This window comes from Streptomyces sp. 8N114, from assembly GCF_052245835.1.
Lineage (GTDB): Bacteria > Actinomycetota > Actinomycetes > Streptomycetales > Streptomycetaceae > Streptomyces.
This window is the reverse complement of sequence record NZ_JBQQBT010000002.1, coordinates 539681-565998: the sequence shown is the minus strand read 5'-3', so window position 1 is coordinate 565998 and position 26318 is coordinate 539681. Positions and strand designations below refer to the sequence as shown.

The 26318-nt window shown below is 68.7% G+C and carries 16 protein-coding genes and 1 pseudogene; 4 read left to right on the top strand and 13 right to left on the bottom strand.

Annotated features, from left to right (window positions below):
- Nucleotides 1-12: 12 nt before the first annotated feature.
- From ACTWQF_RS07960 to ACTWQF_RS07900, 13 genes and pseudogenes are all read right to left on the bottom strand, one after another.
- Nucleotides 13-861 (bottom strand): alpha/beta fold hydrolase, encoded by an 849-nt coding sequence (locus ACTWQF_RS07960; RefSeq protein WP_443278445.1) that lies wholly within the window; start codon nucleotides 859-861, stop codon nucleotides 13-15.
- Nucleotides 861-1838 (bottom strand): beta-ketoacyl synthase N-terminal-like domain-containing protein, encoded by a 978-nt coding sequence (locus ACTWQF_RS07955; RefSeq protein ID WP_443278444.1) that lies wholly within the window; start codon nucleotides 1836-1838, stop codon nucleotides 861-863. The genes ACTWQF_RS07960 and ACTWQF_RS07955 overlap by 1 nt, the downstream gene beginning before the upstream one ends.
- Nucleotides 1838-3013 (bottom strand): beta-ketoacyl synthase N-terminal-like domain-containing protein, encoded by a 1176-nt coding sequence (locus tag ACTWQF_RS07950; protein ID WP_443278443.1) that lies wholly within the window; start codon nucleotides 3011-3013, stop codon nucleotides 1838-1840. The genes ACTWQF_RS07955 and ACTWQF_RS07950 overlap by 1 nt, the downstream gene beginning before the upstream one ends.
- Entirely contained in the window at nucleotides 3010-4242 is a 1233-nt protein-coding gene (locus tag ACTWQF_RS07945) for a beta-ketoacyl-[acyl-carrier-protein] synthase family protein (RefSeq protein ID WP_443278442.1), read from the bottom strand. The genes ACTWQF_RS07950 and ACTWQF_RS07945 overlap by 4 nt, the downstream gene beginning before the upstream one ends.
- Before the next feature lie 29 nt (nucleotides 4243-4271).
- Nucleotides 4272-4523 (bottom strand): acyl carrier protein, encoded by a 252-nt coding sequence (locus ACTWQF_RS07940; protein ID WP_443249436.1) that lies wholly within the window; start codon nucleotides 4521-4523, stop codon nucleotides 4272-4274.
- A 249-nt stretch (nucleotides 4524-4772) separates the two neighbouring features.
- Complete coding sequence (locus ACTWQF_RS07935; RefSeq protein WP_443278441.1) at nucleotides 4773-5834, bottom strand: HAD-IIIC family phosphatase; 1062 nt, start codon at nucleotides 5832-5834, stop codon at nucleotides 4773-4775.
- A gap of 16 nt (nucleotides 5835-5850) precedes the next feature.
- Nucleotides 5851-6966, bottom strand: a complete 1116-nt coding sequence (locus ACTWQF_RS07930) for an acyl-CoA dehydrogenase family protein (protein WP_443278440.1) — start codon at nucleotides 6964-6966, stop codon at nucleotides 5851-5853.
- Nucleotides 6956-7249 (bottom strand): acyl carrier protein, encoded by a 294-nt coding sequence (locus tag ACTWQF_RS07925; protein ID WP_443278438.1) that lies wholly within the window; start codon nucleotides 7247-7249, stop codon nucleotides 6956-6958. Before ACTWQF_RS07925 ends, ACTWQF_RS07930 begins: the two co-directional genes overlap by 11 nt.
- 59 nt (nucleotides 7250-7308) lie before the next feature.
- Nucleotides 7309-8484, bottom strand: coding sequence for a cytochrome P450 family protein (locus ACTWQF_RS07920; RefSeq protein ID WP_443278436.1), 1176 nt, complete (start codon nucleotides 8482-8484; stop codon nucleotides 7309-7311).
- The gene (locus ACTWQF_RS07915) at nucleotides 8481-12587 is read right to left on the bottom strand and encodes a type I polyketide synthase (RefSeq protein ID WP_443278434.1); all 4107 of its coding nucleotides are present in this window, start codon (nucleotides 12585-12587) and stop codon (nucleotides 8481-8483) included. Before ACTWQF_RS07915 ends, ACTWQF_RS07920 begins: the two co-directional genes overlap by 4 nt.
- 47 nt (nucleotides 12588-12634) lie before the next feature.
- Nucleotides 12635-17878: pseudogene (locus ACTWQF_RS07910) on the bottom strand (type I polyketide synthase); the annotation flags it as partial.
- A 111-nt stretch (nucleotides 17879-17989) separates the two neighbouring features.
- Nucleotides 17990-19237, bottom strand: coding sequence for a crotonyl-CoA carboxylase/reductase (gene ccrA, locus ACTWQF_RS07905; protein WP_443278432.1), 1248 nt, complete (start codon nucleotides 19235-19237; stop codon nucleotides 17990-17992).
- Nucleotides 19238-20042: 805 nt separating this feature from the next.
- Nucleotides 20043-20984 carry a LuxR C-terminal-related transcriptional regulator gene (locus tag ACTWQF_RS07900; RefSeq protein ID WP_443278430.1) on the bottom strand — a complete coding sequence of 314 codons (942 nt, stop codon included), beginning with the start codon at nucleotides 20982-20984 and terminating at the stop codon, nucleotides 20043-20045.
- A 1256-nt stretch (nucleotides 20985-22240) separates the two neighbouring features.
- On the opposite strand from ACTWQF_RS07900, the gene ACTWQF_RS07895 reads away from it, so the two are divergent.
- The 4 genes from ACTWQF_RS07895 to ACTWQF_RS07880 all read left to right on the top strand — a co-directional run bounded on the left by ACTWQF_RS07895 (nucleotide 22241) and on the right by ACTWQF_RS07880 (nucleotide 26199).
- On the top strand, nucleotides 22241-22723 hold the full coding sequence (locus ACTWQF_RS07895; RefSeq protein WP_443278428.1) for a hypothetical protein: 483 nt from the start codon (nucleotides 22241-22243) through the stop codon (nucleotides 22721-22723).
- Between the two features lie 276 nt (nucleotides 22724-22999).
- Complete coding sequence (locus ACTWQF_RS07890) at nucleotides 23000-23443, top strand: hypothetical protein (RefSeq protein WP_443278426.1); 444 nt, start codon at nucleotides 23000-23002, stop codon at nucleotides 23441-23443.
- The gene (locus ACTWQF_RS07885; protein ID WP_443278424.1) at nucleotides 23433-24599 is read left to right on the top strand and encodes an MAB_1171c family putative transporter; all 1167 of its coding nucleotides are present in this window, start codon (nucleotides 23433-23435) and stop codon (nucleotides 24597-24599) included. Before ACTWQF_RS07890 ends, ACTWQF_RS07885 begins: the two co-directional genes overlap by 11 nt.
- Before the next feature lie 232 nt (nucleotides 24600-24831).
- The gene (locus ACTWQF_RS07880; RefSeq protein WP_443278422.1) at nucleotides 24832-26199 is read left to right on the top strand and encodes a glutamate-cysteine ligase family protein; all 1368 of its coding nucleotides are present in this window, start codon (nucleotides 24832-24834) and stop codon (nucleotides 26197-26199) included.
- Nucleotides 26200-26318: the final 119 nt, after the last annotated feature.

Below are 26318 nucleotides of genomic sequence, written 5' to 3'. Positions count from 1 at the left end.
GCGGTCGTGTCGTCAGGCGGGCAGCGAGCGCAGGAATGTGTTGGTGAGGCCGGCGAACGACTCCGCCGAAGCCACCATGGGGAAGTGCTCGTTGCGGGGCAGGATGTGCACGGAGGCGTCCGGCAGGGATTCGCCGAGCGCTCTCGCGTCCGTGGGGAAGGCCACGAAGTCCTGCTCTCCGCCGACGATCAGGAACGGCATCGGCATCTGCCGGGTACGGATCTGCGGCATGCGCAGATAGGTGTCGAAGAACCGGATCCAGCTGTACGGTCCGATGAAGTCGCGGACCTTGATGGCCACGGCCAGTTGGTGCTCGCTGATGCCCGGCGTCCTGCGGTGGGCCCGCATCCCTGTGGCCAGGATGCGGTCGAAGTTGTTCAGGTAGTAGGCAATCGACTCCCAGTCGAAGTCGTCGGGCGCAGCGCGGTAGAGCGGGGAGACGAGCACGATGCCGCGCAGCTTCCGGCCGTTGGCGACGAGGGCGTCCTGCGGCCCGGTGATCTGCTGGTCGAGCCAGCTGAGCACGGTGCTCGTGCCGAACGAGTGGGCCATGAGGACGTCGACTCCGCCGGGGACCCGGGAGACCGCGAGATCGACCCACTCCTCGACCGACCGGAGCGTCCAGTTCCGCACGCCCGTACCGCGCCAGGGCATATCGGCCTCCCAGAGTTCGCAGCGCGGGTCGGCACGCGCCACGAACGGGCTCCATACGGCGGAACTGCTGCAGAGGCCGTGGACCAGCAGCACGCGCACCGGGTCGGGCGCTGTGGCCGGGCGGGCGAACCGTACGAGAACGGGCTCCGCGGCAGCCTCTGTGGTGTCGGTGGTGCGGGGTGCCGACTCGGTGGTGTCGGAGGTCATCACCCGTCTCCTCTCACCGGGCTGATCAGCATGGCCGCGACCGCGTCCGCGTGGTCGTCGCCGTTGGTGAGCAACGCGCCGCGCGCGTCGTACGACTGGAACCAGCCGACAGCTGCGGCGCACTGCAGGACGCCGAGCGCCCCGGACGCCTCACCATGGGCCGCGGCGAGATCGTGGCAGGGCAGTGCGGGAGCCCCGTCCGTCCCGTTGCCACTGCGGGTTCCGTGCGCGGGGCCGGTGAGCCAGAGCCCGGCAGCCCGGAACGCCTCCCGGTCCTGCGCTGACAAGTCGCTCACGCACGCCGCCAGGCTGCCCTCCCGGGTGTAGGGCCCGAGCCGGGCCACCGGCTCGGCGCCACGGGACCGCGCGGTCTCCTCGTCCTCCAGGAGCAGCGCCACGGCGCCGTCGAAGAGGCGGCTGCCGGGGCTGCCGAGGAGGCGTTCGACCACCGTGTTGGAGGGCTCCACACCGACAACGAGGCTGTGGGAGCAGCGGCCGGCGGACAGCAGGGACATGCCCCAGTGCACGGCGTCCAGACCGGAGGTCGGGCCGTTGCAGAGCATCAGGCCGGGGCCGCGCAGCGAGAACCTCGTCGCCACCGAGGAGGCGACGACATTGCTGGAGGCGATGGGCAGCAGCATCGGGCTGATGCGGTCCGTGCTCTCCTCGGCGATGTCCGCGGTCACCGTGCAGACGGTGTCCAGGTTGCCGAGGTTGGAGCTGGCCACGACCGCGACCGAAGCACCGACGTCGTCGGAGGAGGAGGGCAGCGCCGCGTCGCGCAGCGCGTCATGAGCCGCACAGAGCGCGAGTTGCGAAGCCCGGTCCAGGTAGCGCAGTCCCCGGCGCCCGATCCGGGCGGTGGGGTCCACGGGGCCGGCCGGGAGGGGCGGCGGGTGCATCAGTTCCGGAGGCGTCGTGACTCCCGGCACGGCGAGCCCCACCCCGGTCACGGTGATGTTTCCCGGACGCGGCATCAGGTGGTTCCTTCCAGGAGGGCGACGGCGTTGACCCCGCCGAAACCGAAGGCGTTGACCTGAGCAAGGTGGAGGCCGGGTTGCACTCGGGCGGCACGTGGAACGAAGCGGAAGTGTTCGGAGCCGGGGGCCGGGTCGTCCAGGCCGAGCGCGGGCGGCACCCGGCCGGTGGCCAGCGCCCGGGCGGCGATGATCAGGCTGAGCAGTCCCGAACCTCCGGACGTGTGCCCGGTGGCTCCCTTCAGAGCGGTCATGAGCGGATGCCCCACGGCAGCCCCGAACACCTCGGCCATGGCCGCGATCTCGACCTCGTCGTTGAGGGGGGTGCCCGTGCCGTGCAGCAGCGCCAGGTCGATCTCCTCCGGTTTCACCCGCGCTGTCGTATGGGCCCGGCGGATAGCGGCGACGATGCTTCGGGCGTCGGGCGCCGTCGCGTGCCCGGCGTCGCAGTTGAGGCTCACGGCGCGCAGCCGGCCGCAGGGCCGCGCGGCGGTCGCCGACCCTTCCCTGCACAGGACGACGGCCGTGGCCCCGTCGCCCATGAGCGTGCCCCGGCGCGTCCGGTCGAACGGCCGAACCCGCTCGGGCGGAGTCAGCTGCACACGGTCGAGGAGGCCGAACATGCTCTCGGTGATCGTGTCCACACCCGCGACGACCACGGTGTCGGCGACTCCGGCACCCAACATGTCGCCGCCCATCGCCAAGGCGTACAGCGAAGCCGAGCAGGCATTGGAGACCGTGTATGTCCGGGTGGCACCGAAGCGCTCCCGCAACGCCGTTCCGAAGTACAGCCGCGTTACATCGAACGGCGTGCCGTCGCGCCAGGAGAGTTCGGCCGAGCGCAGCTCCCGCAGGCCCGTGCCCACAATGACCGGGACACCGGTGAGGTCGTCGCCGAGCCCGGCGTCCGCCAAGGACTCCTCGATGGCCTGTACGAGCCAGCGGGTGGCACGCAGGGGGACGTCCTGGCCGGGCGCGGGCCGGTCGTCGATCTCGTAGGCGCTGTCCGCGCGGTAGCGGTCCGGTCGGAATCCGCGCAGAGGAGCCAGTCCGTCGCGGCCGGCGCACAGCGCTTCGAAGACCTCGGTCACGCCGCGGCCGACGCTGGTCACCGCGCCGCTGCCGGTCAGCAGCCACCCGGCGGGTGGCGTGTCCGGTGCGCTCGGCCGAGTCACGCGAGCTCCTGGTCGTAACGGCCGTAGATGAGGACCGCGTTGTTGCCGCCGAAGGCCAGACCGTTGTTCTGGACCACTCGTGGCCGGGCCTCGACGGCGTGGTTGGGGACGCAGTCGAGACCGCACTCCGGGTCGGTCTCGACGTGGTTGACGGTGGGCGGGATGAAGCCCTCGGTGATGGCGAGTACGCACCCGATGGAGGCCAAGGCGCTGGCGGCGCCCATGCTGTGGCCGAGCATCGACTTGACGGAGATCGTGGGTGGTGCGGTTTCGGTGCCGAAGACGCGGCGTATGGCCGCCGCCTCCGTCACGTCGTTGGCTCTGGTCCCGGTGCCGTGCGCCGAGATGAAGTCGACATCCGCCGGCTTCACGCCCGCGTTGTCGAGTGCGAGCTGCATGCAGTGGGCCACGCTGTCCTCATTGGGAGCGACGGGATGGTCGGCGTCGCAGTTGAGTCCGAAACCCAGGACCTCCGCGTAGATATGGGCTCCGCGGGCGACGGCGGATTCGAGGCTCTCCAGGACGAGGACCCCCGCTCCCTCGCCGGTGAGGATCCCGCTGCGGTTCTTGTCGAAGGGCTGGCAGCGTTCCGGGGCGATGGTCCCGATCCGGTAGAAACCGGTGAAGGTCTTGCGGCACAGCGCATCCGCACCACCGCACAGAGCGAGGTCGACATCGCCGGCTCTGATGGCGTCGAAGCCGTAGCCGACGGCGTAGTTGCCCGCCGCGCAGGCCGTGGGGAGCGTGACCGCCTCGACTCTGTTCAGGCCCAGTTCGTGGACGACCGCGGCGGACAGCCGGCCTGCCGGCACCCGGGCGGCCACGGCCGGTTCCAGGGCCCCCGGACCGTGCTCCAGCTCGGTCTCGACCAGCTGGTCGAGGTCGCGGGCCTCACCGTCGGTGGTGCCGACGGCAACGAGGCAGGGGCGCTCGCGCAGTGCGGCCGGGTCCAGTGCGGCATGTGCGACCGCCATGCGGGCGGCAGCCGCGGAGAACTGGCCGGCCCGGCCCAGGCTCTCCGGCGGCGTCCGTATCCAGTGCTCGGGAGAGAATCCGACGACTTCGCATCCCATCGCGTGGTCGAAACCAGAGGTGTCGAAAGCGCTGATGTGGCCCACGGAGCTGCGTCCGGAACGAAGCCCGTCCAAGAATTCAGCAGCTTCGATACCGATGCTCGAAACGACCCCCATTCCGGTGACCACCACGCGGACAGCTGATTTATCGAGCATGGTGCGCCGCCTCCGAGAATGAGCAGGTGCTACTTTTCGGACGCTTTCGAAACGACGTTGTACACGCCTTCGAGGTTGACCATACCGGCGAGCTCCGACTGTTCGATCGTGACGTCGAACTCCTTCTCCAGCCCGGCAAGTATCTCGATCGCCCGCAGTGAGTCGGCGTCGTGATCCTCCTTGAAGCGGCTGGTTCCGGAGAGCTCGTCCGGGTCTATCTCAAGAATGTCGCACACTATCTCCTTGATTTTCTGGCGGTCTTCCTGGGTGAGCGAACTCATGCTGCCTCCCGGGTCTTCTGCGCCTCCGGATCCACCGCATCAAATACTATGGGCGGCGGTCGCGTGAGTGAAGGAATATGGCCGTAAGCTGCCATCCGGTTTTGATGTCGGGAGTGGCCACGGTCTTTGTCGGCCGATGAGAGTGGCGCCCTTCAATAAAAGGCGGGGAAGTGTTCGGCCGCGCGTGCGCGGCAGCGGCCTTTGAGCCGCCCCGATACGCGCTGGGCGAGGCCGTGGAAACGATTGGTGTCAGAGGTCCGGCGCGTCGAAGCGCATCGTGGAGGGCAGGCTCCTCGGCTCCGGAATGAGGTGCAGGCGTTGAATGTCCGCCACCGCGGGCATGGACGCGGTGCACTCGCAGGCGTCGTCGGTGAAGCCGGCGAAACGGTAGGCGATGTCCATCATTCGGTTGCGGCTGGTGGGACGGAAGTCGGCGACCAGGTGCACACCGGCCCGGAACGCCTCGGTCGTGAGCCAGTTGAGGATCGCCGTGCCGACGCCGAAGGAGACCACCCGGCACGAAGTTGCCAAAAGCTTGACGTGCCAGCGGCGGGGGTCCGTGTCCAGCAGCAGTACGCCGATGGCACCGTGCGGGCCGAACCGGTCGGTGAGCGTGGCCACGAGGACCTCATGAGCGGGGTCGGCGCATAGGTCGCGCAGGACCGCATCGGAGTAATGTACGCCCGTCGCATTCATCTGGCTGGTGCGCAGGGTCAGTTCCTCGACACGGGACAGCTCGGCGTCATCCGCCCTGCGCAGGCGAAGCCGGAGGTCGAGCGTTCGCAGGAACTGCTCATCCGGCCCGGAGAACGCCTCCCGCTCGGCCTCCCGCTCGATGTTGGCCTGGTACATCTTCCGGCGCCGCCTGGAATCGACCGTGATCGTCTGCGGGCTGAACTCCGGGAGCTCCATCAGCATGAGCGCTCGCTCGGCCGGGTAGCAGCGGACGTCCGGAAGATGGAAGGAGACCTCCGCGCGCTCGGCCGGCTGATCGTCGATGAAGGCGATCGTCTCCTGGGAGAAGTTCAGCGCTTCCGCGATGCGGCGAACGGCCGCCGACTTGGTTCCCCAGCCGATCTGGGGGACGACGAAGTACTCGGCGATGCCCAGCGACATCAGGTGTGCCCAGACCGGCTCGTGCTCGTTCTTGCTGGCCACCGACTGGAGGATGCCCCGGGAGTCGAGCTCCTTGACGACGGCGGCGATGTCCTCGTCCAGGTGCGCGTCCCCGTCCTCCAGCAAGGTGCCCCGCCAGAGCGTGTTGTCCAAGTCCCAGACGAGGCACTTCACGACAGGCTGTCGGCTGTTCATCGGAACCCCCAGACGGTCATCGCACCGTGCTGGTCAGCACGTGCTCGGCCAGGATGAGCTGGCAGATCTCGCTGCTGCCCTCGATGACTTCCATCAATTTCGCGTCCCGGTAGGCGCGCGCGACCACGTTTCCGTCGCGGGCACCGGCCGAGGCCAGCACCTGCATCGCCGAGGCCGCCCCCGCGACGGCCTGCCCCGCACTGACGTGCTTGGCGAGAACCGTGGCGACCGCGGAGTCCGATGCTCCGTCGTCCCAGCAGCGGCTGGCATGCTCACAGGCCCTGGTCGCCACCTGCTCGGCCGCCAGCAGTTCGGCGAGATGGCGGGCGACGAGCTGGTGCTCCGCCAGCGGCTTGCCGAACTGACGCCGGTTCGCGGCGTGTTGGCATGCCGCGGTTCGGCAGGCACGCAGGATTCCGACGCAGCCCCAGCCCACCGACATCCGTCCGTACGCGAGGGCGGTCGTGACCAGCAGGGCCGGCGGCATCCCGACCCCACCGAGTACATGGTCCGCCGGCAGCCGTACGGAGTCGAAGCGGACGTCCGCGTGCCCGGCAGCGCGACAGCCGAACGGGGCAGTGATCCGCTCCACATGCACCCCGGGGGCTGTGGCGGGCACCACGACGGCAGCGGCGCCGCCCTCGAAACGGCCGAAGACCACCAGCAGATCAGCGTACTGAGCGGCGGTCATCCAGACCTTCTGCCCGTCCACGACGACACTGCCGCCTTCCTTGCGGATCTCGGTGCCCATGGCGGACAGATCGCTTCCGGCCTCCGGTTCGCTGAAACCGACAGCTGCCCGGCTCGTCCGGGCCAGCTGCGGAAGATAGGTGCCGCGCTGACCCGCGTCGCCGAAGCGCTGGACCGTCCACGCCGCCATGCCCTGCGAGGTCATCACGCTGCGCAGCGATCCGCACAGGCTGCCCACGTGGGCGGTGAACTCCCCATTGCTGAGACTGCCGGCGCCGAGGCCCCCGTGTTCTTCGGGCACCTGGGGGCACAGCAGGCCCCTGTCGCCGAGTTCGCGCAGCACCTGGTCGGGCAGCAGGCCGGCCGCGTCCCAGGAGTCGGCTTGCTCGCCGACGAGTTCCGCGACCAGAGCGCCCGCGCCGGCGAGCGGGTCAGGACCCATCGCCGGATGTCCCGTGCCGGATGCGGTGGACGAGCTCGGCCATGGAGGCGACAGAGCGGAAGTGCTCCATCTTCAGATCCGGACCGACGATGGACACATCGAATGCCTGCTCCAGCCGCACGACCAGCTGCATGGCGAACATCGACGTGATCAGTCCCGCCTCGACCAGGTCCAGGTCGCGCTCGACCGGGGTCCGCAGCTGCTCTTCGAGGAGTGACATCAGGTCGCGCTCGATCTCTGCGCGGGGCCCCGGCCCGGTAGTGGCCGACCGCTCTGTCGTCATGACGTGAATACCTCCTGGGTTGGGAAAGTCCTGGGCGGTTCGACGGGAAATCCGTCTGGTCAGCCAACCGCCCCCCGCTCTGTGCCCAGCTGGTCCGCACGTCGGCGGAGCCGTACGGGGAGCCGTTCGAGCCCGCGCATCACCACGCTGAACCGCCACTCCAGTTGCTGCTCCGGCACAGCGAGGTCGATTCGGTCGTACCTGTCCAGCAGCTTGGTGAACGCGAGCTGCGCCTCCAGCCGGGCCAGCGGCGCACCGAGGCAGTAGTGGATGCCGTGACCGAAGGCGAGATGGCTGCCGCCCTCGCGGCCGATGTCCAGCACATCCGGGTCGTCGTACACGCGTGTGTCGTGGTTGGCCGAGTCGATGCTGAGGATCACGAACTCGCCCTCCGGGATCTCCACACCGCCGATCCGTACGGGCTCCGTGGTGAACCGCAGTGTCGCCTGGTTGACCGGGCTGTCGTAGCGGAGGAACTCCTCGATCGCCCCGGGCAGCCGTGTCCGGTCCGCGCGCAGTGCCGCGAACTGGTCCGGGTGGGTCAGCAGGGCGAGAAGCCCGTTGCCGATCAGGTTCACCGTCGTCTCGTGGCCGGCCGCCAGCAGCAGGCAGGCCATCGACACCAGTTCGTCCGCACTGAGCCGTTGGCCGGAGTCCTGGGCGTGGACCAGCGCGGACAGCATGTCCTCGCGCGGCTCCTTCGCCTTGGCAGCAACCAGACCGTGGAGGTACTCCTCCATCGCCGCCGAGGCATCGTTGACCACCTCCGGAGGCAGCGCCGAAACAAGCGTGTTCGACCACGAACGGAACATCTCCCGGTCGGCCTGGGGGATGCCCAGAAGCTCGCAGATCACCTTGACCGGCAGCGGAACGGCGTAGGCCGCCAGCAGGTCGGCGTGGGTCTTCCCCTCCAGCGCGTCCAGCAGCTCGTCGCAGATCTCACCGATCCGGGGTCGCAACCGCTCCACCGCCCGCGGGGTGAACGCCTTGTTGACGAGGGTGCGCAGTCTGCCGTGTTCCGGCGGATCCGTGTTGAGCATGTGGTGCAGCAACGACTGCCCGAACACGCTGTCGCTGCCGGACAGCGAATGCCGGTCCAGCAGCTCGGCGACCCTGTGCGAGTCCTTGGCGAACCGCGGGTCGGCCATGACCGAACGGACCTCCGCGTGGCCGGTGATCAGCCACGGCCGGAAGCCGGACGACATGACCGTACGGCGGATCGGGACGCCTGTCATGACGCTGCTCCTCGGGTCAGCCAGGATGCGAGCGCAGCGGCGGTCGTCGCCGCGTGGTCGCGCATCATCGTCGCGTGATCGCCGGGAACGGTGATGGTCTCGGCCACCCCGTCCGGTCCTTCCGGGCTTTCCCCTCCGGTGACGTCGAGAGGGACCTGGACCTCGCCGCGCAGCAGCACGGCCGGCACCGTGACCGGTCCTGGTTCCCACTGCTCGAACAGCCTCAGATACCGCCCCATGGCGGTGAGTTCGGCGCTGTCGATGTCCAGCGTCTGCAACAAGGGTGCGTTGCGCGCCATCAGTTCATCGAAGATGCGGTGGGCGTTGCGAAGGTCTGGCCGGTAGGTGTCCACCAGCACCAGGCCGGACGGAGTGCGGCCGATGCCCGCCAGGTGAGCCGCCACCTCCTGGGCCACCCATCCGCCGGAGGAGTAGCCGAGCAGGACGAACGGCATGTCACCCGCACACTCCAGCGCCGTGACCACATGTGACCGGACCAGAGCCTCTCTGGTCCCGGGCAGGTCTTCACCGCTCCCGAAGCCCGGATGCGGCAGCACCCACATCTCCCGCCTGCCCCGGAACGGCGCGGCGAGCTGCGCGAACTGGTGTGCCCCGGCTGGTGTGACGAACGGGGGGAAGCAGATCAGCGCGGGCCGCTCGGGACCCCGCGCCAGGTGCAGGGGGGCGGTCCGGACCCGCTGTTCGTCAACGCTCCGGAACCGCGGGCGCAGTTCCGCGGCCTCCTCGAGCATCGGTATCGCCTTCATGGCTGTGCCGTTCTCACAGGCTCGGCGGTAGAGCTCCACCAGGGTGTCGGTCGGGCGCTCCCTGGCGCCATCCTCGCCGGGATCGAGCAGCGCGGACCGGAGGTGGTCCGCGAGCAGGGCGGGCGACGGGTACGTGAACGCCAGGCTGGTGGGCAGCTTGAGGCCGGTGACGGCGGACAGACGTTTGCGCAGTTGGACCGAGGTCAGTGAGTCGAGGCCCAGTTCGGTGAACCGCTGCGTGGGCTCCACGTCCTCCGCCGCGTCGTAGCCGAGGACGATCGCGATATGGCCCCGGACCAGGTCGAGGAGCTTCTGCTTCTGGTCCTGGACCGAGAGCCCGGACAGCTCACCGGCCAGGTCGGGGGCAACAGCGGGCGGATCTTCCCGCTCCCGGCGCCGCGCCGCCGGCCCGGGCTTCCGGTGCTTGGCGTGCCAGGCCGACAGGAACGGAAGAGCCGGTTCGAGTACGGCGACGTCGTCCGTTCCGATGCCCATCGCGGCGGCGAGCGCAGGCAGGTCGGCGTGCTCGACGAAGTCCCAGAACCCGCCGTCCACGGCGCGTGAGCCGGCTGCCCCCAGCGGCACGTACGCCGGCCAGTACCGCTTGCGCTGGAAGGGATATGTCGGCAGATCGACGCGTCGGGGACTGCTGTCGGCGAAGGCGGCCTCCCAGTGCACCTCCACGCCGTGGACGTACATCTCGGCGACGGCGAGCAGGAACCGGTCGAGGCCGCCCTCCCCGCGGTGCAGCGTGTCGCCCACCACGATGTCGGCGTCGGCGGTTTCCGCGGTCGCCTCGATCATCTCCACGAGCAGGGGGTGGGGGCTCATTTCGACGAACGCCTCGTGGCCGCGGGAGATCAGGTTGCGCACGGCCGCCTCGAAACGGACCGTCTGCCGGGCGTTGCGGTACCAGTAGTCGGCATTCAGCTCGGTGGTCTCAAGGAGATCGCCGGTCACCACGGAGAAGAACGGGATGTGCCCCGGCTTCGGCGAGATCCCGTCGAACGCAGCCAGCAGGTCGTCCCGCAATGCCTCCACCTGGACCGAATGGCCGGCGCCGGTGGCGGCGCGGATGCGGCGCGTCGGCACGCCCTCGCCGCCGAGCTGGTGCAGCAGCTCCTCGACGGGCTCCGGGTCACCGGAGACGGTGAGTGAGGCCGGACCGTTCTCCGCGGCGACGGACAGCCGGTCGCCGAACGCGTCCAGCCGCCGGTGGAGTTGCTCGGGTGGCATCGCGACGGCCGCCATGGCGCCCTTGCCGTGCAGTGGCATCAACGCCTCGATGCGGCGGGCGATGAGCCTGGCGGCGTCCCCCAGCGTGAGGGCTCCGGCGATGTGCGCCGCGGCGATCTCCCCCTGTGAGTGCCCGACCACGGCGGCCGGCCGCACCCCGTAGGACTGCCACAGACGCGTGAGCGCCACCATCACCGAGAACAGCACCGGCTGGACCACTTCGCCGCGGTCGAGCGACGGTGCTCCCGGTGCCTGCCGCAGTACGTCGACGACCGACCAGCCCGTCAGTGGTTCGAACGCGTCCGAGCACTCCTCCAACACCGCCGCGAACAGGGGCGAGGAATCGAGCAGTTCCATCCCCATGCCCGCCCACTGCCCACCCTGACCCGGGTAGACGAAGACCGGCCCGCCCAGGTGATGCCGCGCCACACCACTGACGACGTCCGCCGAGGGCTCGGCCCGGTCGACAGCGGCCAGCCCCTGGCACAACCGCTTGCGATCCCGCCCCACAACCACCGCGCGGTGCGACAGCGCGGACCGGGACCGGACCAGTGACCAGCCCAGTTCCCCGATGCCGAGGTCCGGGTCCGACTCCACCCGGCTGCGCAGGTTACCGGCCTGTGCCCGCAGTGCGGCGTGGCCCTTGCCGGACAGCACCCATGGCACGACGGCGGGTGTCGCGCGGTCTTCGTCGGAGTGCTCCGGAACGGTCCCGGCCGGGGCCTCCTCCAGGATGACGTGCGCATTCGTGCCCGCCCCGCCGATGGACGACACGGCGGCGCGGCGGGGGCGTTCCCCGGCGGGCCACGGGCGGGACTCGGTCAGCAGCCGCACCCCGCCCGAGGACCAGTCCACATGGGAGGACGGCTCCTGCGCATGCAAAGTCCTGGGCAGCACACCATGCCGCAAAGCCTCCACCATCTTGATCACACCAGCGACACCCGACGCAGCCTGCGTATGAGCAATGTTCGACTTCACCGACCCCAACCACACCGGCCGCTCCCCCGACCTCCCCTGCCCATACGTCGCGAGCAAAGCCCCCGCCTCCATCGGATCCCCCAGCCGCGTACCCGTCCCATGCGCCTCGACCGCATCCACATCCGATACCGACAACCCCGCACACGCCAACGCCGCCCGGATCACCCGCTCCTGCGCCGGACCACTCGGCGCCGTCAGACCATTCGAAGCACCGTCCTGGCTCACGGCGCTGCCACGCACCACCGCCAGCACCGAACGCCCCTCCCGCACCGCATCCGAAAGCCGCTCCACCAGCACCACACCCACACCCTCACCCCACCCCGTACCATCCGCCGACTCCGCAAACGCCTTGCAACGGCCATCCACGGACAGGCTGCGCTGCCGTGCGCCCTCGACGAAGACCCGCGGGGAGACGATCACCGCCGCGCCGCCGGCGAGGGCTAGGTCGCACTCACGGGCCCGCAGCGCCTGACACGCCTGATGCAGGGCCACCAACGACGACGAACACGCCGTGTCCAGCGTGACCGCGGGCCCGTGCAGCCCGAGGATGTACGCCAGCCGCCCGGACATCACGCTCTGGCCGTTGACGGCCAGCAAGTAGCCCTCATCGGCCTCCGGGCTGCGGTCCAGCAGGCTCAGGTAGTCGTCGCCGGACGCGCCGACGAACACGCCCGTCGACGTGCCATGGGCCGATGTCGGCGCGATGCCGGCCTTCTCGAAGGCCTCCCACGCCGTCTCCAGGAGCAGCCGCTGCCTTGGGTCCGTCATCAGCGCCTCGCGAGGGGAGATACCGAAGAACGCGGGGTCGAACCCGGCGGGATCGTCCAGGAAGGCCCCCTCACGCACATAGGAGGTGCCCGCCTGATCAGGGTCCGGGTCGTACAGGTTCTCCAGGTCCCACCCGCGGTCCGCCGGAAAGTCCGTCACCGCGTCACCGCCGGCCGCCACCAGCTCCCACAGGTCCTCCGGAGAAGCCACCCCTCCGCCGTACCGGCACGCCATCCCCACGATCGCGATCGGCTCACGCGCGCGCTCCTCCAACTCGTGCACTCGCTGCTTGGCATCGCGCAGGGCAGCGGTGGCCCGCCTGAGCGAGTCAAGGGTCCTCGCATCTTCCGCCACGTCAGTTCACCCGTCTGATCGCATGGATGTCCGGCACCGGTCCCGGTTCAGGGCGTGCCCAGTTCGCCGTCGAGGAGGTCGAGCAACTCATTGACGCCGGCCGCTTCGAGGTCGCTCGCTGTCCGGTCACCCGCCTCGGACTGCCGCACGCCTTCCACCCTCCGCGCCAGGCTGGTGAGCCGCGCCGCGATGGCGCGGCGTTCCTCCGGACCGTGGGAGACAGCCGCCAGCGACTGCTCGAGTTCGTCGATCTTCTGCGAGGTCCGGTCGGCCACGGCCTCCTCAGGGACCAGTCGAGTACGCAGGAAGGCGACGAGCTCGATAGCGGTGGGATGGTCGAACACGACCGTGGCCGGCAGCCGCAGCCCGAGCGCGGACCCGAGCCGGTTGCGCAACTGCACCGCCGTCACCGAGTCCAGTCCGGCGTCCAGGAACGTCCGTCCCGGGTCCACGGCCTCGGGCGTAGCGTGCCCGAGCACTGCGGCCACCTGGGTGCGGACCACGTCGAGGAGCAGCCGGTCCTGTTCCTGCCGTGAGGCTGCCGCCAGTTGGTCCGCCGGCGATGCCGCCTGCTGCTTGCCGGGGGCGTCCTGTCCCCCGGCGGCGCCGTGCAGTGCCTCGACCGCCTCCCACGCCTCGGGAAGTTCCCGCAGCAGCGGACGTCGGCGCGTCAGGGCGAAGCCGGTGACGAACTGTTCCCAGTCCATGTCCGCGACCGTCACCAGTGTTTCGTCGGCGTCCAGGCTGTACTGCAACGCTGTGAGCAACTGCTCAGGTGGCATCACACGGACACCCCAGCGGTGCAGCGTCTCGTCCGCCGCCTCCTGCGGGGTGAGCCCCGCCTCGGCCCACGCATCCGCCGGCAGTCGGCGGCGGCGCAGGGTCTCCGCCGCCGCGTCACGGACCGCCATGCCGTCGCCCGCCCAACCGCCCCAGGCGATCGCCGTCGCGGGCAGGCCGTGCGTCCGACGGTGCTGCGCCAGCGCCTCCAGATATGTGTTGGCCGCGCCGTAACTGCCGTGGCGCCCGACGCCCCACGTCGCGGTGACGGCGGAGAACAACACAAAGGCTTCCAGGTCGAGATCTTGGGTCAGCTCATGCAGATGCCGGGCACCGACGGCCTTGGCCCCCACGATGTCCGCGAGGTCCGCAGGGCTCGTCTCCCCCAGCTCCTGAAGCCGGCCCACCCCCGCGGTGTGGAAGACCCCCGACAGCGGCAGGTCCGCCGGTACAGCGGCCAGCACCCGGCGCAGAGCCTCCCGGTCGCGTACGTCGCAGGCCGCCACGGTCACCCGGGCACCGAGCGCTTCCAGCTCACTGACCCGTTCCGCCATGCCGGGGGCCGCGTCACCTCGTCGCCCGAGCAGCACCAGGTGCGGGGCGCCGTTGCGGGCGAGCCAGCGGGCCACGTGTCCGGCCTGCACTCCGGTGCCTCCGGTGATGAGCACCGTGCCGTCCGGCCGCGGACGCCAGGGGTGCGAGCGCTGCGAGGCGTCGCGGGTCGCCCGGACCAGACGGCGGACGAACACCCTGGTATCGCGGATCGCGAGGTGGTCTTCGTCGGTGGCCGCACCGAGCACCCCGGACAGGCGTCGGAACACCCCGGCGTCCGACGTCGGCGGCAGGTCGACAAGACCGCCCCACCGCTCCGGGTGCTCCAGGCCGACGACCCGCCCCAGCCCCCAGGTCAACGCCTGCAGCGGATGGGCCAGCGGGTCCGCGCCGCCGACGGATACCGCCCCCCGGGTGAGCAGCCACAGTGGCGCCTGCATCCCGGCGTCGCCGAGGGCCTGCGCCCACGCCAGCGTCCCCGTGACACCCGCCGGTATCCCCGGGTGCTCCGGATCGGCCTCCTCGTCCAGCGCCAGCAGCGACACGACGCCGGAGATGTCCGAGGCCCGCAGACCGGCATCGCCGAGCGCGGAGCCAAGCCTGCCGAGCAGCTTGTCCCGCCGCTCCGCGGAGTCCGTGACAAGCGGCAGCACCACTGCACCGCTGTCGGACAGCCCGTCGAGCAGCTCGCGCACCCAGGTGTCCGCGGCCTGGCTCTCCGGGATGACGACAAGCCAGCTCCCCGAGATACGGCGGTCGGCGAACTCCTCCGGTGACCAGGTGACGCGGTAGCGCAGCCGGTCCAGAGCGGCATCCGCGCGGTCCCGAAGCCTCCAGGCGGTCAGAGCCGGTAGCGCCTCCCGCAGGGAAGCGGCTCCCCGCTGCCCCGCGACGTCCAGCAGCGCCGCCAGCTCGGCCGGATCACCGCCCTCGACCGCCTCCCAGAACCGCTGTTCGGCCGCCGAGCCGTGGGCTGCGCGGGCCGGGGCATGCCGTACCTTCTCCGGCCAGAACCGCTCCCGCTGGAAAGGGTAGGTCGGCAGCGCCACCCGGCTGCTGGGGACACCCGCGAAGGCCGGTGCCCAGTCGACCGATGTGCCGGCGACGAAGGCCGTGGCCAATGCTCGGTACAGCTGGTACGGACCGCCGTTGTCGCGCTCCAGAGTGGCCGCGGCGAGCACCTCGTTGTCCAGCGCTTCGGCGTTCTGCTCCAGCGCGTTCGTCAGCACGGGGTGCGGACCGACCTCGATGAAGACGTTGTGCCCCCGCTCGGCCAGCGCGGTGACCGCCGGTCCGAAGCGCACCGTCTCCCGCAGGTTGCGGTACCAGTAATGGCCGTTCAGTTCCGGGCCGTGCTGCCATGTTGTGTCCACCGTGGAGAAGAAAGGGATCCGCGCGACCGTCGGCCGCACCGGTGCCAGCGCCTCTTCCAGTTCGTCCGACAGGTCCGCGATGTGCCGGGAGTGCGCCATGAACGCCACGCCCGGCACCCGCCAGCGCACCACGCGGAGCCCGGAGAGCTGATGCTCCAGTTCGGTCAGCGCGGCATCCTCTCCGGAAACCGATACGGAGGAGGGCCCGTTGACCGCCGCGATCGCCAGGCGGTTCCCCCAGGGGGCGATCACCTCGCGCACCCGGTCGGCAGGTGCCATCACCGACACGATCCCGCCCGTACCAGCAAGCCTCAGCAGCGACCGGCTGCGCACCGCCACGACACGCGCGCCGTCCTCCAGCGACAGCGCACCGGCCACACATGCCGCGGCGACTTCGCCCTGGGAGTGCCCGAGTACCGCGCCCGGCTCGACCCCGTAGGCACGCCATGTGTGGGCCAGCGCCACCATCACCGACCACAGCACCGGCTGGACGACGTCTACGCGTTCCAGCGCCTCGGCGTCGTCCAGTACCCCGGCCAGGTCCCAGTCCACCCACGGCCGCAGGGCTGCCGCGCACTTCTCCATCCACTCGGCGAACACCGGTTCCGAGCGGAGCAGCTCCCGGCCCATCCCCACCCAATGCGAGCCCTGCCCGGGGAACACGAAAACGGGGCCGGCGGCGGAGTGGTCGGCCGTGCCACGGAGCACATGCGGCGCCGACGTTTCACTGGCGAGTGCCTCCAGCCCGGAGACCAGGTCCGCGCGGCCCTCGCCGACGACGACCGCCCGGTGCTCGAAAACGGACCTGTTCCGTACCAGCGCGGCGCCCAGCTCCGCGACGTCCAGTTCCGGGTCCTGCCCGACCCTGGCGAGCAGCCGCGCCGCCTGCTCCTGGAGGGCCGCCGCTGTCCTGCCGGACAGCACCCATGGCACGACGGCGGGTGTCGCACGGTCTTCGTCGGAGTGCTCCGGAACGGTCCCGGCCGGGGCCTCCTCCAAGATGACGTGCGCATTCGTGCCGCTGACGCCGAACGACGACACGGCGGCGCGGCGGGGACGTTCCCCCGCGGGCCATGAGCGGGACTCGGTCAGCAGCCGCACTCCGCCCGAGGACCAGTCCACATGGGAGGACGGCTCCTGCGCATGCAAAGTCCTGGGCAGCACACCATGCCGCAATGCCTCCACCATCTTGATCACACCAGCGACACCCGAAGCAGCCTGCGTATGAGCAATGTTCGACTTCACCGACCCCAACCACACCGGCCGCTCCCCCGACCTCCCCTGCCCATACGTCGCGAGCAAAGCCCCCGCCTCGATCGGATCCCCCAGCCGCGTACCCGTCCCATGCGCCTCGACCGCATCCACATCCGATACCGACAACCCCGCACACGCCAACGCCGCCCGGATCACCCGCTCCTGCGCCGGACCACTCGGCGCCGTCAGACCATTCGAAGCACCGTTCTGACTCACGGCGCTGCCACGCACCACCGCCAGCACCGAACGCCCCTCCCGCACCGCATCCGAAAGCCGCTCCACCAGCACCACACCCACACCCTCACCCCACCCCGTACCATCCGCCGACTCCGCAAACGCCTTGCAACGGCCATCCACGGAGAGCACACGCTTGCGGGAGAACTCGACGAACGCTTCCGGGGTCGAGAGCACGGACACGCCGCCGGCGAGGGCCAGGTCGCACTCACGGGCCCGCAGCGCCTGACACGCCTGATGCAGGGCCACCAGCGACGACGAACACGCCGTGTCCAGCGTGACCGCGGGCCCGTGCAGCCCGAGGATGTACGCCAGCCGCCCGGACATCACGCTGGCGGCGTTCCCAGTGATCACATAGCCCTCGCCCGCCTCCGGGATCTCGTCGAAGGCGAAACGGTAATCCTGGTAGTTGGTGCCGATGAACGTGCCGGTGACCGTCCCCTCCAGGCTCCTCGGATCGGTCCCACACCGTTCCAGCGCCTCCCACGCGGTTTCCAGCAACAGGCGCTGCTGAGGGTCCATTACCGCGGCTTCGCGTGCGGAGACGCCGAAGAACCCGGCGTCGAAGCCTGCGATGTCGGCCAGGAAAGCGCCGGCCCGGGTGTAGGTCCTGCCCCGCCGCGCGGGGTCCGGGTCGTACAGGTTCTCCAGGTCCCACCCGCGGTCCGCCGGAAAGCCCGTCACCGCGTCACCGCCGGCCGCCACCAGCTCCCACAGGTCCTCCGGAGAAGCCACCCCTCCGCCGTACCGGCACGCCATCCCCACGATCGCGATCGGCTCGTCAGCCCGTGCCGGCGTCCGGGCGGGCGCGGACGGGTCGGCCACGTGCTGACCCGAGAGGCGTTCCCTGAGGTGACGGGCGACCGCGAGCGGGGTGGGGTGGTCGAAGAACACCGTGGGCCGCAGATCGACGCCGGTCGCCTGCACGAGCTGGTGCCGCAGCGCCTCCCGGGCCGCCTGCTTGATCCCCGCATCCCGGAAGGGCTTGTTGTCGGCGATCCTCGGCCCAGGTTCACCGCCCAGCGCGGAGCTCATCCGGTCGCGTATCAGGTCCAGCAGAATCCTGGTCTGGCGTTCACCGGACTCGCCGTCGAGCCGCTCCCGCAACTCGGCGGCGGTCGACCAATGACTGTTCACCACATACCTTCCGTTCAATCGAACGGGGCCGATTCGATCCGGACACACGAGCGCTTTTCAGCCGACGTCCGCTCAGTGCTCGACGGTGTTCGTCCCTCGGTCCCGCGCGTTGACGAGCACCGCCATGTTGCCCACGGGGTGCGCGTTGTCGAACAACAACTGATGCAGTGAGCCGATGTCCTCGAACCGCTCACACGTCGACAGACAGGGATCGAGCAGCCCCGCGTCCACAAGGCTCACGACATCCCGGAACTGACGGGCGTTGGCACCGTGCGAGCCCTGCAGCCGCTTGGAGCGCATCCACAGATGCCGAAGATCGATACTGCCGTCGTAGCCGGTGGTCGCGCCGCAGGTCACCACCATTCCGCCGCTGGCGCACAGGTAGAGTGAAGTGGGCAGCGTGTCCCGCCCCGGGTGTTCGAAGACGATCCGCGGTGACTTCCTGGCGCCGACGATCTCCCAGATCTGCTTGCCCATGGCCCGCGCGCCCTGCAGGAACTTCGCCATGCCCTCGGCGTCCTCCATCGCCGGCAGCCTGCCCCAGTGGTCGAACTCAAGGCGATTGATGACGCCTTTCGCACCGAGATCGCGACAGTACTGGGCGCGGGCCTCGCCCGAAGCGACGGCGATCGGCACGCCGCCGAACATCTTGACCAGCTGAATGGCCATCGAGCCCAGGCCGCCGGCGCCGCCCCAGATCAGCACCGGATCGCCAGGCTGCACCGTGTTGCCCTGCCATCCGAAGAGCTGCCGGTAGGCAGTGGAGGCGCACAGCACGAAACCGGCTGCCTCCTCCCACGACAGCCGTTCCGGCATCGGATGGCACTGATAGTCCCTCACCAGACAGAACTGGGCGAAGGAGCCGTAGTTGGTCTCGTATCCCCAGGCGCGCCCGCTGCTGGACGTCGCGACGTCCGCGCCCAGCATGATGTCTTCGTCCTTCTCGTCGTATTGCCCGCCGGAGAGCACTACGCGGTCGCCGACACGGACATGCCGTACGCCCTCCCCGACCGCCCACACCACGCCGGAGCCATCGGTGCCGCCGATATGGAAGTCCTCCGTCAGACCCTGGCGTTGCCGCATGCCGATGACGTCGACGGGCAGGCCCAGAGAGGCCCAGACGTTGTTGTAGTTGATCCCGGCCGCCATCACGTACACCAGCACTTCGCCTGCTCCCACCGCAGGCACGTCGACGACCTCGGTCCGGAAGGCCTGTTTCGGTGGGCCGTACCGGTCCTGGCGTATCACCGAGGCGTACATCCGCTCGGGGACCTCGCCGAGCGGTGGTGTCTCTCCGAGCTCGTAAAGGGATTTCGGCATGGCTCTCCTCTTTCCGGTCGTCGACCTGGAATTCTCCGAGCGGCGAAGACGGGGGCCGGTGCTGTCGGGCGCGGCTGTCGCCAGGGGTCGCTCGACGGGCACGGGCGCTCAGGCCGTGGCCTTCCGTCGCGCCGTCCCATCACCGGGAGCCGGACGATATTGGGCGGGGAAATGGTCCCTTTCCGGGAACGAGTTCACTGTGAACGGTGTCAGCGTGGAGGCCACGGACCGGAAGCCGGGCGCGCGGAGTTGGTGACAGCGAAGGCATCTCCCGCGCTGCCGCGACACCGAGGGAATTCTGGTGGGCACAGTGTCTGTTTCACGTGTCTGACGTCGCGAGTCACTTCGGGATTCGCGATGACCAAACGGGCGGCGAGCCCTCCACACCCGACGAAAAAGGCTGACGGGATTCACGGTTCACCATCGTTGCGCCGGGGCGTCAGGTAGCGATGGCAAGACCTCTGGTTTCATCGGACGAAGTGCCGTCCAAAAGGTTTCTCTGCGACTCGTGCATCTCAGCTCCCAGGATTCTCCGCTCACCGGGTATCCAGTTGCCTTCGCGCAGTCCATGCTCTACGAAGCCCTGGCCGCTGTCCACCGGCCGAAATTGCAGCAACGGGCCTGACAAGTTGGTGACACTCCCACCGCAGCGCCGCGTGATGCTGTCAGGACCCGACTGCCCGTCAGGCTCTTCCTGCGCCCCGAACCGGTCGACGTTCTCCTGGTCCGCCGGTCCGGGGCGGAGACCGACTGCGGCCGTGCCGCCCCGGAAGACGCGGAGAACGAGCACGGCCGAGGAAGCCGGTCAGAGCCAGCCGGAGCGGGCAGCCTGCACGCCGGCCTCGAACCGGCTCCGCGCGTTGAGTCGCCGCATCAGGTCCGCGACTCTCCTCCGCACGGTGCGGAGCGATACCCCGAGCCGCCGACTGATGACTTCGTCAGTGTTCCCCATGGCCAGAAAGTGCAGCAACTCCCGGTCGCGTCGGCAGAGCCCCCTGGTGTCCACATGGGAAGCCTCTTGCCACGGAGTGGCCGCTTTCCAGAACTGCTCGAAGAGGGACCGCATGGCGGCCACCGCTCCCTGGCTGCGCAGTTCGAGTGCGCCCGCCCGGCAGTCGTCGGGGTCGAGAGGCACCAGTGCCACCTCGTTGTCGACGATCACCACGAGCATGGGCAACGTGGGGACTGTCCGGGTCAGACCTCCGTAGGACGCCAGCCAGCGCACGTAGCGGAGGACCGTCGGATCATTCCGGAAACTTTCCTGGTAGATGGTCCGGATGGAAACTCCCCGCTCCAGTGCCTTCTGTTCGAGGGCCTTCCCGGCCTCCAAAATATCCGGCTCCTGCGCGCCACTGGGGGAAAGAGAGAGACGTTCCTCCCGCGCCTGATCCATCAATTCTTCCAGGCGCTTGTGCACCACCTCGGGGCCTACCAGGCGATGCACAACTTCCGGAGCGTAGCCGGACTTGTTCGAGTATTGCGCGGTCAGAGCCGACACCGCAGCGCGCGTGGCTTCGAGTCTCCGCTGGCGGGAACTGAGTTCGAGCTCGCGCTGGGCGAGCAGACCGGTCAGGCGGACTTCAGGACTCACCGGCTGGACATGATCCGGGAACTTCGTGCTCCGGTGCAGGAGTTGGAGGTCGGCGAGTTCATCGAACGCCTCGCGGACCTCGCCCTCCGACAGACCGGACAGCCGGGCAACCTTCTCGACCTCCGCACGGGGATGCTCAAGGGTGACCCGGTACACCGTCTCTACTTCCGCGCTCAGTCCCAGAGCTTCAAGCACGGCAGAACCAGGCGGAGGCAAGAAGTTGCGAGGCCGGCGGGCCGTCCAGCAGATCAGCCGACCGGTCTCCCGCCCGTGGCTCGGCGAGTAACGAAAGCGTGAGGAACATCGACCGGAACATCCGCCGAATCCCACCCGCAGGGACGGGGCGGACTTGGCGGCACCGCCAGGAGGGCCACTGGCCTGCGGTGCGCTCCGGGTACCGGGGATCGACCGTTTCCGCGTTGCCCCGGGCAACGCGTGCACCGATAGTCGGTGATCCTCCCTTACCGCGGAGCCGGCCGATCAGCGCCTGACGGCGATCTCGAAACGGGATGCTCGAGCCGGACGGGGTACATACGCGATCGAACCGGAAAGGAATCGGATTCAATGTAATCCTCCCTCAGTGTTTTCTCGCCAACGCCTGAAGCAATGCAATGCAGCTGATGCGTCGAGCCGGAAAGAAGTCCTCACAAGTGACCCGGTACGCTCCGTCGACGACCACTTCGTGATCGAATCGCTCAACAAGGAACGCCTCAAGGGGACTTGCCGACACGGACCTCTTGCACCCACCAGACACAGGATGAAGGCTTCAGACGTAATTGGCGTCGCATCCACTCGCTTCTGCGTGACCCCTCCTTTCTGATGGGCCCGCTACGGCAGGTATGGAAGCGCTCCACCAGGCCGGACCTGGCGAGCTATCCGGTCAAGATGTGCAGGAACGATTCTGCGCTTGTCTTGCCGGCATCACGGTCTGTCTGGCCGGCATCGCGGAGACCGTTGTCAGCAGCCGGAGGATCTGCCCTTGCTCTCTACCTGGCAAGATCGCTCCGAGGTGCATCTCAGTGGAAGACCAACGCACTTCACGGCGTCACTGGTCACGCGCCGCCATTTGATCCCGTCGAGCGTGCGACCGAACGGCCGTCTCGCCGATGGCCGCACGCGGCGCACCGCATGCGCATCGAGCCGGAGCTCACTCAACAGAAACCTCATACTGAAAGGCTGCTTTCGAGAAGTTGATTACAGGTGGGGGGTTGTCGATCGCTCGCCTTGAGGCAGCAGCAGAGCGGACGGCGGGCCTCCGTCGCAACCGCTTGAGCGGGCGATGGCTTGATTTACACGCCATGGCCGAAAACCGACCCTTGTCCACTCAAGCGAATGTCCTGTATCCATGAAGTCGCAGCTGTCTCCTTTTTCGGGCCGACATACATGAACGCCTCTGAAAGCGAAGGACATGCATGATGCGCGGCCAGTCAGAACGCCACGGGGGCAACCGCCCACTGCTCCGGAAGTTTGACCAGCGCCTCAATGCACTGATTCAGGCAATATATCCTGATCCGCGTAAACGTCCCGGCTTTGCCCGACTTGCCGCTGAGATCAGGGAGGCGACGGGCGGCACAATCTCCGCCACGTACTTGTGGGAACTGTCAACGGGGAAGAAGCGCAACGTCACGCTTGACCAACTGGACATTCTGGCAGAGTTCTTCGGAGTCCCACCCGAGTACTTCCTGAATGAAGAAGTATCCGAACGCGTCAACGCTCAGCTGTCCCTGCTCTCCGCGTTGCGTGACACCAGGGTCAGGAATCTGGCACTCAGATCCGAGGGACTCTCCCCTTCAACACTCGACGCATTTCTGATCATGATCAACGAGGCACGGAAGGTGCAGAATCTGTCAGATGTCAGCGATGCAGAAGGTGACAGCGAGGGAGCGTGCGAATAAGTACTGGTCAGGTAGGCGCCACACTGCCCGGTGAACTACTCGTCTTCACCAGTGCAGATGGAGCCTGCGCGTAATTCCTATATCCTCGCGGTGGACCTTGGGCGTACCTGCTGACACGACCATCCCGTAGGGTGGGGGTGCTGTTCCTGCTCCCATACGCGCCCATCGCCGTTACACGTGGATGGGAAACGGGGGCACATGTCGCGGGAATATCTGGAGTTGCGTAAGCGCTGCCAAGCTGTATTGCACAGTGTGTGTTTACCACGGCCATTCCGCATGGACGAGTTGTGCCGCAACGTGGCGGAGCAGCGCGGAAAGCGCCTGCATCTGCACTCACTGCCACGAGAAGCTGCGGCCTCCGGCATCTGCGGTCTGTGGATCGCCACTCCCAGCGACGACCACATCTTCTACGCCGAACAAACTTCCCGAGTACACCAAGAACATATCGTGCTCCACGAGCTCGGACACCTCCTGTTCGAGCACAATATGCTGGGCCAAGACTTCAATGATGGCATCGATGCCCTCCTCCCCGACCTGGATGTTGGGCGCGTCCAGCAACTCATGGGCCGCGCCAACTACTCCACTCGGCAGGAGAAGGAAGCCGAGATGCTCGCAAGTATGATGAGGATGAGTGCCGACCGGCCGTACAGGGAACAATCGCAGGGAGTCTTGGCGACGCTCGAATCAGCACTTGGTGTGAGGCCATCGGATGTCGGCTGAGACAGCCGATCTCGGCAATTTCCTTACATACCCAAGCGTCGTAATTCTCTGGGTGGCTGTACTCATTCGTTTTCCGTCGGCGGTCCACTCACCGAAGCAGCGCGGGCTGTGGCTTGCTGTCGCGACCGCAGCCACGGCGATGACTCTCGCCCTTCCCCGCGTCGCGGCTTTCGCCATGAAAGGCTCCGGGATCGCTCACTCCCTCGCTCTGACGAGGAATCTGATCGGTGTGGTGTCTGCCGGCGCTGTGCTCTACTTCGTCGCCGTATCCACCGGCAGCCGTCGGCGCAAGCTCGGATTTTTCGTCACTGTCAGCCTCGTCATGACTGCCCTTCTCGTGCTCGACACCCTGGCACCGCCGCATCAGGAACACGACGTCCCGGCGGCAGAAGGCTTTCCTCCCTCTCTCGCCTACTGGGTGACCCTGATCTCGGCTCACCTGCTGGCGAATACTGTCTGTGCCTTTGTCTGCTTGCGCTACAGCAGGCGCACGGAAAACCTCGGTCTCGCAGTCGGTCTACGGCTGTTCGGCCTGGGTACGGTGCTGGTGGGACTGTTCTGGCTGGGATACTTGCTCCTGGTCACCGCCAACAGCACCTGGGTTCTGCCCCTTCTGCCACTCCTGATGAGTCTGCACGGCTTGTTGAGAGCGGCAGCGATCCTGGTGCCGACGCTGTTCACCCTGCGTCACACGGCGGCGGACATCGCCGCCGCCTGGCGCCTTTGGCCGCTGTGGCGGGACCTCGTGCAAGTCGTGCCCCATGTGGCTTTGACCAAGCCACGGGCGAGACTTGTCGAGTTGCTCTGGCCACCGATCCCTCACAATCTGCTCCTGTACCGCAAGGTCATCGAGACCCGCGACGCCATTCTGATACTCAACGACTACGTCGAGCCGCAAGTACCGGATCTCGCCAGGTGCCATGTCTCAATCACCGGCGTTGCGAACTCCGGCAGGGAGGAGGCCGCAGTGTTGGCGTGTGTGATCAGGGAAGCGCGCAGAGCCAAGACCGTCGGCCGACCTCAGCAGCTGAGCTCCTTCAATACTTGCGCCTTCGCAGGCAGCGACCTCGAGGGCGAGAAGAGGTTCCTCATCGACGTGGCTGATGCCTACGGGTCGGCCTCGACTCGGACGTTCGAGCCACAACTTTGGAAATGAGCCTTTCTTGACCACTGTTCTCATTACTGGTGCCAGTGCGGGAATCGGCTCGGCATTCGCTCGCGGCTTCGGCACCAAGGCTGCGACCTCCCCCATTTATGCAGGTCAGGTCACCTGAAGGTGCGCATCCGTGCAGGTCACGCGGACCAGCAGCAGCCGGTATGTGGTAGGACCGGGCTGTTGGTTCCGTTTCTCCTGTCGTTGACCGCTCGGCCGAATCCCGAGGTGCGCCATGGCTCTCGCCCCCGTCACGCCGTCACTTTCCCGGGCCGAGCTGCGTGGAGTCTTCGAGAAGGGCGCTGACAACAGCGAGCTGGTCGGTATCGAAGTGGAGACGGCCGCGCTGGACCCCGGGACCGGTGTCGCGGTGCCGTACGAGGGGCCGCGCGGGGTCCGCGCCCTGCTGGAGCACCTCCTCGCCGAGCGGCCGGGTGCCGTGCCTCAGTACGACCGCGCGGCACTGGTGGCGGTGCGGCTGCCGGAGGGCGGCACTGTCTCGCTGGAGCACGGCGGCGCCGTGGAGTACTCCTCGCCGCCGTACACCTGCGTGGCCGAGCTCGCCGGGGTCACGGAGCGGGCGCTGCGCGGACTGGCCGCGGCGGCACGGCGGTTCGGCTTCGCGCTGGTGCCCGGAGGGCAGTACCCGTTCACCGCGCCCGAGGAGGTGGAGTGGGTGCCGCACTCACGGACCCCGCTGATGCGGCGCCACTTCGAGAGCCTGGGCAGGCCGGGCGCAGCCGGGGTGCAAGTGATGTCGCTGGCCCTCTCGACGCAGGTCTCCCTCGACTTCATCTCGTACGAGGACCTGACTCAGAAGCTGCGGGTCCTGGCCGCCGCCTCCACCCCGGCGGCGGCGCTGTTCGTCAACGCGCCGCTGGAGGGCGGCCGTCCGTGCGGGCAGCTGTCCCGCCGGTTGGACTACCTCAGCCGCACCGACCCGGCGCGCACCAGCATCGTCCCGATGATGCTGCGCGAGGACGTGGACGTGGAGATGTTCATCGACTGGGCGCTGAACCTTCCGATGATCCACCGTGCGGCACCGGACGGCGGCCGGTGTGCGGCCCCCCGGGTGCCGTTCGGCACGCTGCTGCGGCAGGGCTTCGGAGACGGGAGCAGGCCGCGGCTCGCCGACTGGCGCGCGCACCTGTCGCAGATCTTCTCCGATGTGCGGCTGCGCGAGACGCTGGAGCTGCGCGCCGTTGACGGTCCGCCCTTCGGCGCGCTCTGCGCGGTACCCGCCTTCTGGACCGGGCTCAGCTACCACCCTCCGTCCCGCGCGGCGGCCTGGGAACTGCTGCGCGGCATCGGTCCGGACGAGCACCGGGCCGCGCTCCGCGACATCTCCTGCCGCGGCCTGGCCGCCGATTTCGCGGACCGCCCCGTGAGGGAGGTGGCGGCCGAACTGCTGCGGCTCAGCGAGTGCGGCTTGCGGGCCCGCGTCGCCGCTGGTGCGGAACGCCCGGAAGCGGTGGGCTTCCTGGCGCCGCTGCACGAGATCGCCGAGTCCGGCGTCACTTTCGCGCAGCGCACGCTCGACCAGCTGCGGGAGGACCCCGCCACCTTCCCGGCCCGCCACATCGCCCTGCATCGCATCCCCTGAGCGTCACGCGCACCCCGCAAAAGGGCTGCGCTTGAGCTTCGCGGGTCCCGATCACGGGGCGCGGGGAACTGCGCGAGCAACCACAACACACCCGCAGCCTGCAAGCGACAGCAAGGGGC

Bases quoted from the DNA above. Each gene is read 5' to 3' on its own strand.
- ACTWQF_RS07960 (WP_443278445.1), bottom strand. From the start codon at position 861: ATGACCTCCGACACCACCGAGTCGGCACCCCGCACCACCGACACCACA.
- ACTWQF_RS07955 (WP_443278444.1), bottom strand. From the start codon at position 1,838: ATGCCGCGTCCGGGAAACATCACCGTGACCGGGGTGGGGCTCGCCGTG.
- ACTWQF_RS07945 (WP_443278442.1), bottom strand. From the start codon at position 4,242: ATGCTCGATAAATCAGCTGTCCGCGTGGTGGTCACCGGAATGGGGGTC.
- ACTWQF_RS07940 (WP_443249436.1), bottom strand. From the start codon at position 4,523: ATGAGTTCGCTCACCCAGGAAGACCGCCAGAAAATCAAGGAGATAGTG.
- ACTWQF_RS07935 (WP_443278441.1), bottom strand. From the start codon at position 5,834: ATGAACAGCCGACAGCCTGTCGTGAAGTGCCTCGTCTGGGACTTGGAC.
- ACTWQF_RS07930 (WP_443278440.1), bottom strand. From the start codon at position 6,966: ATGGGTCCTGACCCGCTCGCCGGCGCGGGCGCTCTGGTCGCGGAACTC.
- ACTWQF_RS07925 (WP_443278438.1), bottom strand. From the start codon at position 7,249: ATGACGACAGAGCGGTCGGCCACTACCGGGCCGGGGCCCCGCGCAGAG.
- ACTWQF_RS07920 (WP_443278436.1), bottom strand. From the start codon at position 8,484: ATGACAGGCGTCCCGATCCGCCGTACGGTCATGTCGTCCGGCTTCCGG.
- ccrA (WP_443278432.1), bottom strand. From the start codon at position 19,237: ATGCCGAAATCCCTTTACGAGCTCGGAGAGACACCACCGCTCGGCGAG.
- ACTWQF_RS07895 (WP_443278428.1), top strand. From the start codon at position 22,241: ATGATGCGCGGCCAGTCAGAACGCCACGGGGGCAACCGCCCACTGCTC.
- ACTWQF_RS07890 (WP_443278426.1), top strand. From the start codon at position 23,000: ATGGACGAGTTGTGCCGCAACGTGGCGGAGCAGCGCGGAAAGCGCCTG.
- ACTWQF_RS07885 (WP_443278424.1), top strand. From the start codon at position 23,433: ATGTCGGCTGAGACAGCCGATCTCGGCAATTTCCTTACATACCCAAGC.
- ACTWQF_RS07880 (WP_443278422.1), top strand. From the start codon at position 24,832: ATGGCTCTCGCCCCCGTCACGCCGTCACTTTCCCGGGCCGAGCTGCGT.